Here is a 13,154-nt window from a genome sequence, read left to right as displayed (position 1 = left end):
GGAAGGTCCGGGCTTTTCGCCGGGCCTTCCGCAGCTTATCGTTTTAAATTGGGAAAGGCCATTCTTAGCTTGGCTTACGATCGCTTTTCTAATAAAATGAATGTAAGAAGATTCAAATCAGGAGGTTTACGATGGAACAGACGAAAGAGACAAAAATATTAGTAGTAGACGATGAGGCAAGAATCAGACGACTTTTAAAAATGTACCTGGAAAGGGAAAATTATAAGATCGAGGAAGCCGAGAATGGCGACGAAGCCATCGATAAAGCCCTGGGCAACGAATACGATTTAATCCTGCTCGATTTGATGATGCCAGGAACCGACGGCATTGAAGTATGCCGCCAAGTACGCGACAAAAAAGCCACTCCGATCATCATGCTGACGGCGAAAGGCGAAGAAGCGAACCGGGTGCAGGGCTTTGAAGTCGGAACCGATGACTATATTGTAAAACCTTTCAGTCCGAGGGAAGTGGTGCTGAGAGTCAAAGCGCTCTTGAGAAGATCATCGCAAACCTCTTATCTGAATACAGATACAACGGCAAAAAATGTTCTTGTTTTTTCTCACTTATCCATTGATCACGATGCTCACAGAGTTATGGCGGACGGAACCGAAGTCAGCCTGACGCCGAAAGAATATGAACTGCTTTACTTCCTGGCCAAAACTCCTGATAAAGTATACGATCGTGAAAAGCTGCTGAAGGAAGTATGGCAATACGAGTTTTTCGGCGATTTGAGAACGGTCGACACCCATGTTAAACGTCTACGTGAAAAATTGAACAAAGTCTCGCCGAAAGCTGCGAAAAAAATCGTAACGGTATGGGGTGTCGGGTATAAATTTGAGGTCGGAAACGAATGAAGTTTTGGAAGAGCGTAGTCGGTAAACTGTGGTTTACCATACTGCTTTTGGTTTCATTTGTCTTATTTATCCTTACGTTCTTTCTGCTTGAGTTTATTGAAAACTACCATGTCGATGAAGCGGAAGCTGATTTGACAAAGCTCGCCAGCAAGGTGGCCGTCATCATGGAAAACCATAAAGACCAGGAGACAGCCAGATCGATCACATGGGAGCTTGCCGATGAACTGACGAGCATCACCGTTATCAAAAATGAGAATGAATATTGGTATTCACCGCGGGAAAATCAAAAAGTGGCTTCCATTACATTAAAAGATATTAAAAATGATTCCGATCTGAACGAAGCGCTTCAGAAGCATCAAAAAGTGCAGAAGCGGACGGTCATCTCCAATCAAAAGAACGATCAGCTGATTGTCGGTGTACCGTACGGGAAAGGCGAAGATGAAGGCATGGTGTTTCTTTCTCAATCGCTTCTTGCCGTGAAAGATACGACACAGCATACGACAAGGTATATTCTCTTTGCCGCTGCGATTGCGATTGTGTTAACGACGATTTTCGCTTTCTTCCTGTCAAGCCGGATTACCTACCCGCTCAGAAAAATGCGGCAGGGTGCACAGGATCTTGCAAAAGGGAAGTTTGATACGAAGATTCCGATCCTGACCCAGGATGAAATCGGCGAGCTGGCGATTGCCTTTAACCAAATGGGGCGCCAGCTGAAGTTCCATATTACAGCGCTCAATCAGGAAAAGGAGCATTTGTCGAATATCTTAAGCAGTATGGCAGACGGCGTGATCACCATCAATATCGACGGGACGATCCTTGTGACTAACCCTCCGGCTGAACGCTTTTTACAGGCCTGGTATTATGAGCAGAACATGAATGTAAAAGAAGGCCATGAACTGCCTCCTGAAGCGCGCGAGCTTTTTCAAAACACCGTCGGCACGGAGAAGGAGCAGATGATTGAAATGACCCTGCAAGGCAGAACATGGGTGCTGCTCATGAGTCCGCTGTACAATCAGTCACATGTGCGCGGAGCGGTCGCCGTTTTGAGGGATATGACGGAGGAAAGACGGCTTGATAAGCTGCGAAAAGATTTTATCGCCAATGTCAGCCATGAGCTGAGAACACCGATTTCGATGCTTCAAGGGTACAGTGAAGCAATCGTTGACGACATTGCAAGCTCTGAGGAAGAAAAAAAGGAAATCGCGCAGGTCATCTATGACGAGTCTTTACGAATGGGAAGGCTTGTGAATGATTTGCTGGACCTTGCCAGAATGGAGGCGGGCCATATTTCCTTAAACGTAGAACAGGTGGAGCTCCGCGAATTTTTCGAGAGGGTGTTCAGAAAGTTTTACGGAGTGGCCGGTGACAAAGAAATTACGCTTTCTCACAATCTTGATCTGCACGAAGCCAAATTTGTGTTTGATCCGGACAAAATGGAGCAGGTATTAACGAACCTGATTGACAACGCGATCCGCCATACAAATGCCGGCGGCACCGTACATGTCGATGTGCAGTCAGCGCAAAGCGGGCTGAAAATCGCCGTGAAAGACTCGGGCAGCGGCATCCCAGAAGAGGACCTGCCGTTTATTTTTGAACGCTTTTACAAGGCGGATAAAGCAAGGACGAGAGGAAAAGGCGGGACGGGCCTCGGACTTGCGATCGTTAAAAACATCGTCGATGCACACAACGGATCGATCACCGTCCACAGCATGCTGAACGAAGGTACTTCCTTCACGTTTTACATTCCAAGAAATAAGCAGGATGTTGGCCAAATTTGACGAAGAATCTTGTTCCATAAGAAACAAAGAGCACCTGTTCATGAAGAACAGGTGCTCCGTTATTTGAGGGCAACTTGTATCCAAGTTGTAAAATTTCTGCTTATCCTGAAACGTTTTTGCCTTTGTTGCCGTTAAAAGAGTGGGGATTCCAAAAGACAGATGAACATCAGAGGAAATGGATGAAGGATTTGGACAAATGGACTAGTGAAAATCACATATGGACATAATTGCTCCCGTTCTGATCATCTATAAAAGGCCGTTTATTTTTTCTGCGCCTTAAAAGTCCGCCAGCGCTCCAATTGCGGACCGTCAAAGGAAGAGTTTGGTTTGGATTTATGTATAATCTCTATAGAAGGATGCGAGAAACAAAAGAGGTTTCTAGACAAAATAAACTTGAAACAGGGAATGAGTGATGACTTTATGGATAAAACCAAAATACTGATTATAGAAGATGATGAAGCAATTGCTGATTTGCTTGCTTACGGGCTGACGTCCGAAGGTTTTGAAACGTGCACGGTCAATAACGGCTCTTCAGGCATGAGGGAATTAGATCAATTCAAACCTGATCTTCTGCTGCTCGATTGGATGCTGCCTGACTGCAGCGGATTGGATATTTGCAAAACAGTGACTGAAAGCTATAATATTCCGATACTGATGATCACCGCAAAATCAGATGTCACGGATAAAATACTCGGGTTGGAATTCGGGGCCGATGACTATATTACAAAGCCGTTTGATCTGCGCGAAGTTGTCGCGAGAATTCGCACGATCCTTCGGCGTCTGGAACAAGCCTATCATGTGAACGAACGGGAAACGGAAAAAGAGGATGAGATCCGGTTTAAAAATATTGTGATCATCCCGGGTGAAAGACTGGTGAAAAAAGACGGGGCAGCCGTCGAATTGACTCCTAAAGAATATGATCTGCTGATGACTTTGGTTGATCATCGGGGAAAAGTTTTTACGCGTTCAGAGCTTTTAGAATTCATTTGGGGATACGATTTTTTCGGTGACACCCGTACAGTTGATACCCATATTCAAAGACTCCGCAAAAAGCTCGATGCAAGCGACTTGATTAAAACGGTGTTCGGTATCGGATATAAATTCGAGAAGCAGGAGGAGTAGAGAGTGTTACGGACCATCAAGGGCAAGTTTATTGTTGGCTTTTTTCTGATTTTTTCTCTCTCTTTCCTTGTGCTCAATCATACGGTTAAGAACGTGATTTGGTCGAGTAATGAAAAAATTGTAACATCGGATTTAGTCGAACTGAAAAAAAACAGTACCGTCTATGTAAACCAGGCATTTTTAATCAATCATTATAAAAACAATGAACTTTATTTCGGTGATATGGCCGATGAAATGGTAGATAATTTGAATCACTCCACAGGAAGCAATGTCGGTGTTTATACCGTGAATGGCGCATTGTTGTCTGCTTCTGATCAGAAGGCGTTTTCCCGTGGAAGTGATGAAGATCTTAAACAGGCGATCAAAGGAAAGACTGCCTATCATATCACCTATAACCGCAATAAAGCAGAAGTGTTTTTTTTCATACCCGGTTGTCGTTGAAGGCACAAAAGTAGGCATATTACGCTTTTCGAAAAATTTCGACCTGCAGTATAAGCAAAGCGGAGAGATTCTGGATATTGTTTTTTACATCGCACTTGCCATATTTTTGGCGGCGTTTCTTTTCTCCTATATCCTGTCCAGACATATCACGATTCCGCTCGTCAAGCTGACAGATGCCACCTCGCAAGTCAAGAAGGGTAAACTGGATATGGATATCCACTTTAATAGAAAAGATGAAATTGGCCAGCTTGCCATCAACTTTAACGATATGATCAGCAGAATTCGAGAACAAATTTTAACTATCGAAAGGGATCGTGACCGTTTAAAGGAATTGAACGAACAAGAAAAACGATTTTTTGACAATATGACGCATGAGCTGAAAACACCTCTGACTTCCATCCAAGGATATGCAGAGATCATAAAAGATAAAGGGGAATCGGATCGGGTGTTTTTTGATAAAGGAATGAACCACATTGTTGAAGAAAGCAGGCGCCTGCATCATTTGGTGATCAAGCTTCTTGAAGTATCCCGGGAACCTGCCAAGGGTGCTCAATTTGACAGGGTCGAGGCAGGGGAAATTTTAAAAGATGTTTGCGAATCGATGAAGTTTCGGGCAGAACGGTATAAGAAAAGGATCACCTGTGACATTGAAGATGGCCTGTACGTTCACAGTCATGTGAGCAGGCTGCGCCAGCTTTTTATCAATCTGCTGGACAACGCCATCAAATACAGCTTATCTCATTCGGAAATCATCATTAAGGCCGAAATCATTGGAGAAACCATTCTTTTTACATTCAAGAATCCAAGTGCTCCATTGGAAAATGACCAACACTCCAAAATGTTCCAGCCCTTTTATTCAGTCAATCAGAAGATTAAGGAAGAAGGAAGTGTAGGCTTGGGATTAAGCATTGTGAAAACAATTGTTGACGAACACGGAGGAACAATCGAGATGTACTACAAGGAAAACCAAACAGTGATTCATGTTGAATTAGCTTACGCAAAGGTTGAGAAATGATGAAAAACAAACCGTTTATCATTTGGGCAGGAGTGCTGTTGTTTCTGGTCATTATCGTGTCCAGTTATAATGTCGGAAAAAGATCGGAAACGATTATTATCCCGAGCGGGGAAGAAAATCATAGCGATGACCAGAAGACCCGCCCTTTTCAAGTCAATACGATTTATCGCCTTCCAAAAGCAGGGCAGCTGCTTGGGTGGTCTTCACCGGATTCCGTTGTCGGTTTTTTCAAGGGAGATGGGACATCCGAACGTACAGCGCGCAGTCTTCAGCGGCTTTCCTCCCCCTATGAAAAAGCTGAAATCGTAAAAGGCATTGAAAGCAACATGTCCAACCTGAAAATGTCTCCAGACGGAAAGCGTATCGCCGGAGTCACTTTGTCATTAAGTAAGACATCAATGCAGCTGTTTTCGCCGGCGAACGGAAAAAACACAGAAATCGCCAGCATCTCCGCCAGCAATGAGGTCTATGTCCAAGATGTTTCATGGTCAAATAATAGCAGATACGTTTGTTATCTCGTTTTAGATGTTGGGCAGGGGAATCAGACAAGCCTTCGTGTTTATGATACGGATTCCGGAACGCTCAAAACGTATACATTGAATGATTTTGCGGAGAAAGATTCGCTTACGGGAGTTAACATCTCTGATAATGGACGAGATTTGCTGCTTACCGTGTTGCAGCGTTCCGACGAGTACGGGATTAGAATGGGAACGATTGACGGCAAACGCATCAAAATCCAGGACAAGCGTCTGGACAGCCGCGGCGGGCCTGTTTGGTTAAACAATGATCAATTTGTATTCCTGGACACAGGGGAAACCCTGTACGAATATGATCGCAGAAACGGCGAGCTTTCTGCTCTGCTCGAAAAAGTAACTGTTTTTAAATTCTCAAACGACTTAAAGAAAATCGCTTACTCTTTGAAGGATGAAGACAATATCTATGCAGGCAAGCTTCAAGGGAAAAATATCCTGTATGAAGAACCGATATACCACGGCACCATCCCTTCGGAAATATATTGGAGCCCGGACGGCAACAGCCTGCTCGTTAGCGCACAATACCAGTATCCTTCTATGGAGAGTGCATCGGCGCGATTTTTAGAAGAACAAGCTTATATCATCACATTTAAATAACCGATCGTTTTATACTTTAATATCAGGAAAAAAAACCTTATTTCAGTTAAATACCGAAATAAGGTTTTTTTATCCATTCCTTTCTCACTATCCCCTTCAAGGTAATAAGTCTTATTATTTACTGATTAACATCCCTCAAAAAATGATGTTTTTCCTCTTTTTGTGACATTTTGTTTACAAGTTGGCCGAACTTCTGCGATATCTTCCCTTTATATTTAAAGAGCATCCTTCTTATAGAACGTTGTCTTGTATGTGACGAGATTAAAAGAAACCTAGTGATTGATAATTACAGCTTAAGGAGTTGGAAAAAGTGTTAAATTCACCAAAAGAAGATCGTAAATTGAGCGCACTAGGAAAATTAGTGCTGGGTATGTTGATTGTACTGGGGGTGACTTTGTTATGCATTTCGTGGAATACACTCGCTGGTCCAAAGCAGGAACCGCTAAAAGAAAATTCCTCCGCTTCAGCACCTGTGACGGGAGGCAAACATAAAGCAGAGAAAAAAGAAAATAAGCAAACAGCGCCGGAAATCGGAAAGGTCGTCTATTTGTCATTTGACGACGGGCCGAATCCTGCGGCTTCAGATAAAATCTTAAGTTTGCTCGATAAGTATCATGCAAAAGCTACTTTTTTCATGTTAAAACCGAATATCGAACAAAATCCCGATATTGTGAGAAAAATGGTTGAAAGCGGCCACTCTGTCGGCTCTCACGGCGTGACGCACCAAGTATCGAAAATCTATAAATCTCCTGAAAGCTTTGCAGCAGAAATGAACGATACGTTGAAAACGATCAAAGAAACGACCAACGTTGACACGCATTTGATCAGATCGCCTTACGGATCAAAGCCTTATATTACCGGTCCATTTCAAGAAGTCATTAAGCGCGACCACTTTAATCTTTGGGACTGGACTGTTGATTCAGAGGACTGGAAATCTGCAAATACAAACGGTCAATTCGTCAATAATGTGATTCAGCAAGTCAATAACCTTTCCGGTGTTGAGCCGCTTGTCGTATTAATGCATGAAAAACCGACAACTGCGGCCCATTTGGAGAAACTATTGAAATACTTTCAGGAAAACGGATATGAAATGAAGCCTATTCATGATTCGATAAAACCGGTTCATTTCAGATGGAATTAAAAAATATGACCTGGATCAACAAGGAAGGGATACTATGGTGAAAATGAGAAAAAGAAAACTAAAGATGAAAAATGTGATATTGTTCGCCCTCGCGCTAGTGATAACGATTGGCAGTGTGGTTTCATACGGGATTTACCGTACCGTCGCAAAATCAATAAATGGAATGTACGAGCCTCTTCACAGGGATACCGAGCAGAAGGATACTGCTCCGCACGATCCTATATCCATTCTCTTATTAGGGATAGATGAGCGCCCTGGTGATAAAGGACGACCGGATTCTATGATTGTGATGACGATTAACCCGGAGACAAAGAAAACGACAATGACAAGTATTCCGCGTGATACAAGGGTGTTTATCAAATCGAAGAATAAATTTTCGAAAATGAATTCGGCCTACACCTATGGCGGAATTGAAGGGACCGTTGAAACTGTAGAACAATTTTTGAACATTCCCATCAATTATTATATTAAAATCAATATGGATGGGTTTAAAGATATTGTCGATGCAATTGGCGGCATTACGGTGGATAATCGGATTGATTTCACCCTTGAAGGCGTGCATCTGTCAAAAGGAAAGCAGCATCTTAATGGCAAAACTGCTTTGACATATGCTAGGATGAGAAAAGACGATCCTCGCGGTGATTTTGGACGTCAAGAGCGTCAGCGTGAGATCATCAATGAAATCATTCATGAAGGTGCCCAATTAAAATCATTAACAAACTATCAAGAAATTTTGACAGCATTAGAAAAAAACATCAAAACAAACTTAACACTGGACAAGATGATCGATATTCAACATTCTTATAAAGAAGCTGCCAAGGATATTAAACAGATAGAAATTGAGGGTGAAGATAAAAAAGTTGACGGCTTATGGTATCACCTGGTGACTGACGAAAAGAGAAAGGAGATTTCCAAAAAGCTTCGCCAACAATTGGACTTAAAGTCATAAACGGATGAAAATCAGTCCATTTCAAAGGATCCGCCTTAAGGAACGTTCCGATTATGAGTATACGGACGCAGCTTAGTGAGAAAGCGGAAGTTCCTGTAAGCTTGGCACCTGTTCATTTAGAACGGGTGCTTTTATGCTTGTTAAGTTAAAATTAAGCTTAACTTTAGTTAAACCCCCTTTCCATTTTCATATGTTCGTAATATAGTTGTAATAGTTGTAATGTAACCTTTTAAGATTGACAAACGACAATAAATTGAACGGAGGGGTTTCAGGTGGAAGAAACCTTTCAGAAAATATATGATCAGTATCATCAGGATTTATTTCAGTTTTTATTTTATATGGTAAAAGACAAAAACCAGGCAGAAGACTTAGTTCAGGAAGTATACATCCGCGTCCTGCATTCTTATGAAACATTTGAAGGCAGAAGCAGCGAAAAAACCTGGCTTCTTTCGATTGCGCGGCACGTTGCGATCGACTGGTTCAGAAAGCAGCAGACGATCCGCCAGCGGATTTTGGGGACGTTTGACTGGGAGAAGCAAGATGTAAAAGACCGCAAGCCTCTGCCTGAGGACATCGTGATGCAGAATGAAAACCTGAAGGAAATTTTCGAGGCCCTTGACAGGTGTACGCTTGATCAAAGATCCGTTATCGTATTGCGGTTTATCCAAGGGTATTCGATCAGTGAAACGGCAAAAGCCTTAAATTTTTCCGAAAGCAAGGTGAAAACCACTCAGCACCGCGGTCTGAAAGTGCTTCGTAAACAGATGGAGCTTTTGAAGGAGGATCCAAAGAATGAAGAAGTCAGAATGGAACGAAGAACGGCTGAAGGCGTTACTAAGCCAACTTCCAACGGTTAAGGATAATCGTTCGGCAAATCAGATCTATCAAAAGCTGATTTTCGCACCAAAGCGTAAATCACCGAAAAAACGGGTCGGCGCATTTGCTGCTACAGTTTTGGTTCTCTTTCTTCTGATGCTGATCACTCCTCAATTAATCGAACAGATCAGATCTCAAAACAGCGCCGACGCCAACATTTCATCTGACGGAAAATTGGTGCAGACGGAGGCTGATGCTGCCAAGTCTGAACCTGCAAATACGTTTGTCGTCTCCCAGAATGAAAAAGACGACTATATCACCTTCGCTTTCCTTGACAAGTCCAAGTCTGTCGTTGTCCCGATAAGTCTTGAGAAAAGCATAAGCATGACGAATCTTGAAGATGCACTTCACGCATACAGCCGGCTTAAAGTGGACCAATTTACATCATTTGATACATCTTATCTTGATCAGGTGAAGTTCAAAGAACAGAAAAACGGTAAAAAACTGACGATTCAAGTAAATGAAAAAATACCGGAGCTTTCAGTGGAAGATTTCGAACGGCTGAAAAATGTGATCAACGAAACCTTTAAATGGGGTTCATATGATTCTGTTTTGTTTATTTCCGATGATGAATCTGGCGTTGAATTTGAATCATTCGGAATGCTCGCTGATATGGCGATTATGCATCAGACGCAAAAAGGCTACTATTTATATGAAAGCTCTGATGGACGCCGGTTCCTTGCACCTTCAAGCGAATCTTACGAAACGGTGCAGGAAGCGATAAAGATGATGAAAGTTAAAGAAAGCGGCACTCATTTACAACCCATTCTATCCGATGATACAAAGATTGAAGATATTCAAAAGAATGGAAAAGAACTGATCATTCAATTTTCTTCCTCCGCGAATATTGAAAATAAACCTAAAGACGTTTTGATGGTGGAAGGCCTTCTATTGACCGCCAAAGATTTCGGGTTCACAAAAGTGAAATTTAAAAATGCATCCACAACCAAGGTCGGCGCCTATGACTTGTCGAAATCTGTACAGGTTCCTTACGCACCGAATCCGATAACGATAGAAAGCTAAAAGACTCCCCGCGCGGAGTCTTTTTTTGATGTATAAAATGTATTGATTTGGAAGTATACTAAGCTGTCTCCGAATCGGGGGAATTTTACCGCAGATGCTTGTAATAGGAGGATATGGAAACCCTTGAAGATACTCAGACATCAAAACTTCCTGTTCGCGATCGCATGGCTTTCGGGGCTTGCGTTTCTCGTCACTACGCCGGGAGCGGCAGCTTCAGAGTGGATTGAACCGATTAAAGGGGAGATCACAGATCAATTCGGGACGAGAGACGGAAAACATAAGGGGCTTGACATTGCCGCTCCTGAAGGGGAAGCTGTAGCGGCAGCCGCAGACGGAACGGTAAGCAAATCGTATCAATCGGACTCCTACGGCCACGTGATATTTATCAAACATGACAACGGATATGAAACCGTTTATGCCCACTTAAGCAAGCGCCTGAAAAAGGAAAAAGAACGGGTGAAAAAAGGCGAGCAAATCGGAATCATCGGCAATACGGGAATATCGACCGGAACCCACCTGCATTTTGAAATGCATTACGGTTCATGGACTGAAGATAAAAGATATGCAATCAATCCGCTGACGGTGCTTCGTGAAGAAGCGTTCCAGCAAAATTCGGTCCACGTTCATCAAAACACCGGGACAATGAGCGGTGCCGTAACTGTTCAAAAAGGGGACACGCTCTGGAAAATCAGCAAGGATAGCGGTATATCTATCGAGGAGATCATGAGAATAAACGGGTTGAAACATTCGAAGCTTAAGGCCGGCCAAACACTCCGCCTTCATGACGATGAACCGAAGACCGGCACATATGTGGTGCAGAAAGGGGATACGCTTCATCATATCGCCGAAAAAATGGGCGTTACTGTCCGGCACCTCAAAGAATGGAACGATTTGAAAGGCGAGCAGATTTATCCCCGCCAGCTGCTTGAGATCAGGGAGAGTTCCTAAAAAAAACGGAACCCGAAAGGAATTTCTTTCAGGTTCCGGGGCTTTTTATTAAGGAAGGTCGATGACTTTAACAGACACGATATCCGGGATGTTTTTCAGCTCATTTAAAATATCGTCCTCAAGGTGGCGGTCAAATGAAAGCATCATGATCGCTTCTCCGCCTTTTTCTTTTCGGCCCACCTGCATAGTGGCGATGTTGATGTCATGGTCTCCTAAAATTCGTCCGACATGGCCGATAGCCCCCGGTTTATCCTGGTGGTGAATATACACAAGGTGTCCAGCCGGATAAAAATCGATATCAAAGCCGTTTAAGGCAACGATGCGACCGCCGAAGTGCGGAATGTACGTCGCTCTTAAAGAGAATGTCGTCACATCTCCGGTGACAGTCACAGAAATGCAGTTTTCATAGCCTGACTCATTGGAAGAAATTTTTTCGCTGAAGCTGATGCCGCGCTCTTTCGCGACAGTGCCGGCATTCACTTCGTTGACGGTAGCCGCGACCCTCGGCTTCAGGAATCCGGCCAAAAGGCTTTTCGTAATAAATGACGTTTCAAGCTTGGCGATAGAGCCTTCATATTGAATGGCTACATCTTGAACAGGCTCATTCATACACTGAGACACAAGGTTTCCGATCGTATTGGCAAACTGATGATAAGGCTGGATTTTTTCGAATGAATCCTTTGTCATGGCCGGAAGGTTGATCGCGGACATCACAGGATTTCCTTGCGCATATTGAAGGACTTCTTCGGAAACTTGTGCAGCGACATTCAGCTGAGCTTCTTTCGTTGAAGCGCCCAAGTGAGGAGTCGCGACCACAAGCGGATGATCGATCAGTTTTGAATCGACCGGAGGCTCGACTTCAAACACATCGAGGGCAGCGCCTGCGACATGTCCGCTTTCCAAAGCTTCCAAAAGCGCCGCTTCATCGATGATCCCGCCTCTTGCACAGTTCACGAGACGAACGCCTTTTTTCGTCTTTGCGATGGTTTCTTTGTTCAAAAGTCCCTTCGTTTCTTTTGTGAGCGGGGTATGAACTGTAATAATGTCAGCGCATGCCAGAACTTCTTCAAAGCTGTTCGCGTTAACGCCGAGCTTGCTTGCCCTTTCTTGCGTCAGGAACGGGTCAAATACATGAACGGTCATGCCGAACGCTTTTGCGCGGCTCGCGATTTCGCTTCCAATGCGGCCCATTCCGATGATGCCGAGCGTTTTTCCGTAAAGCTCTGAACCGACGTAAGCCGAACGATTCCACTCCCTGGATTTAACGGAGATGTTTGCCTGCGGAATATGTCTCATTAACGCTGAAAACATTGCAAAAGTATGTTCAGCAGTTGAAATTGTATTTCCGTTTGGCGCGTTTACGACGATGACACCGTGCTTTGTCGCCTCGTCAATATCGATATTGTCGACGCCGACACCTGCTCTGGCAACAATTTTTAGCGAAGTCATCTTTTTAAACAATTCTTCGGTCACCTTCGTGGCGCTCCGCACCAAGAGAGCGTCAAACGTATGAAGCTCGTCTTCCGCTTCCGCAACATTCTTTTCTACAATTTCAATAAAATCTGCTTCCATTAATGGTTTGAGGCCGTCGCTGGACATTTTATCTGAGACCAATACTCGAAACATGTAAGATTTCCTCCTAAATAAGCGTCATAAATATCTGATAATTTACCATATTCCATAAAGGGTGTCAATGAGTTTCGCGCGGAAAGACGAAAATTAAAAATGAAATAACTGTGAATGTGCGGTTTTTAGTGTGTGGAAAAAGTGAGTTTGCCGAAATATCCTGAAGGACGTCCCAAAACAGCTCAATAAGCTTTGAATCTGTACATTTTTTCACAATTCATTTATAATAATATCAGTATCAAAAATAAATA

Annotated in this window: 10 protein-coding genes and 1 pseudogene; 10 read left to right on the top strand and 1 reads right to left on the bottom strand. The window is 43.4% G+C overall.

Annotation, left to right across the window (positions count from 1 at the left end; translation table 11 throughout):
• Positions 1-131 precede the first annotated feature (131 nt).
• The 10 genes and pseudogenes from M1D59_RS12665 (at position 132) to M1D59_RS12620 (ending at position 11,277) form a co-directional block, all read left to right on the top strand.
• Positions 132-854 carry a response regulator transcription factor gene (locus tag M1D59_RS12665; protein WP_020451999.1) on the top strand — a complete coding sequence of 241 codons (723 nt, stop codon included), beginning with the start codon at positions 132-134 and terminating at the stop codon, positions 852-854.
• Positions 851-2,632: an ATP-binding protein gene (locus M1D59_RS12660; RefSeq protein WP_026579360.1), complete on the top strand. Its 1,782-nt coding sequence runs from the start codon at positions 851-853 to the stop codon at positions 2,630-2,632. Before M1D59_RS12665 ends, M1D59_RS12660 begins: the two co-directional genes overlap by 4 nt.
• A 420-nt stretch (positions 2,633-3,052) precedes the next feature.
• A complete protein-coding gene (locus tag M1D59_RS12655) occupies positions 3,053-3,754 on the top strand; it encodes a response regulator transcription factor (RefSeq protein WP_101561245.1) in 702 nt (233 codons plus the stop codon).
• A 3-nt stretch (positions 3,755-3,757) separates the two neighbouring features.
• Positions 3,758-5,210: pseudogene (locus M1D59_RS12650) on the top strand (HAMP domain-containing sensor histidine kinase).
• On the top strand, positions 5,207-6,340 hold the full coding sequence (locus tag M1D59_RS12645) for a WD40 repeat domain-containing protein (protein ID WP_144499142.1): 1,134 nt from the start codon (positions 5,207-5,209) through the stop codon (positions 6,338-6,340). Before M1D59_RS12650 ends, M1D59_RS12645 begins: the two are co-directional and overlap by 4 nt.
• A 310-nt stretch (positions 6,341-6,650) precedes the next feature.
• A complete protein-coding gene (locus tag M1D59_RS12640; RefSeq protein WP_023857478.1) occupies positions 6,651-7,481 on the top strand; it encodes a polysaccharide deacetylase family protein in 831 nt (276 codons plus the stop codon).
• A 34-nt stretch (positions 7,482-7,515) separates the two neighbouring features.
• Positions 7,516-8,430 (top strand): LCP family glycopolymer transferase, encoded by a 915-nt coding sequence (locus M1D59_RS12635; protein WP_035338500.1) that lies wholly within the window; start codon positions 7,516-7,518, stop codon positions 8,428-8,430.
• A 272-nt stretch (positions 8,431-8,702) separates the two neighbouring features.
• A complete protein-coding gene (gene sigX, locus M1D59_RS12630; RefSeq protein WP_023857476.1) occupies positions 8,703-9,287 on the top strand; it encodes an RNA polymerase sigma factor SigX in 585 nt (194 codons plus the stop codon).
• Entirely contained in the window at positions 9,223-10,329 is a 1,107-nt protein-coding gene (locus tag M1D59_RS12625; RefSeq protein ID WP_268489272.1) for an RsiX protein, read from the top strand. Before sigX ends, M1D59_RS12625 begins: the two co-directional genes overlap by 65 nt.
• A gap of 123 nt (positions 10,330-10,452) precedes the next feature.
• Positions 10,453-11,277 carry a M23 family metallopeptidase gene (locus tag M1D59_RS12620; RefSeq protein ID WP_145645748.1) on the top strand — a complete coding sequence of 275 codons (825 nt, stop codon included), beginning with the start codon at positions 10,453-10,455 and terminating at the stop codon, positions 11,275-11,277.
• A 48-nt stretch (positions 11,278-11,325) separates the two neighbouring features.
• Here the strand turns inward: M1D59_RS12620 and serA are convergent, their stop codons facing one another.
• A complete protein-coding gene (serA, locus tag M1D59_RS12615; RefSeq protein ID WP_023857473.1) occupies positions 11,326-12,903 on the bottom strand; it encodes a phosphoglycerate dehydrogenase in 1,578 nt (525 codons plus the stop codon).
• Positions 12,904-13,154: the final 251 nt, after the last annotated feature.

The organism is Bacillus sp. PK6-026, from assembly GCF_054161455.1.
Note: the sequence above shows the minus strand (reverse complement) of the source record. Positions and strands in the feature narration are given on the sequence as shown.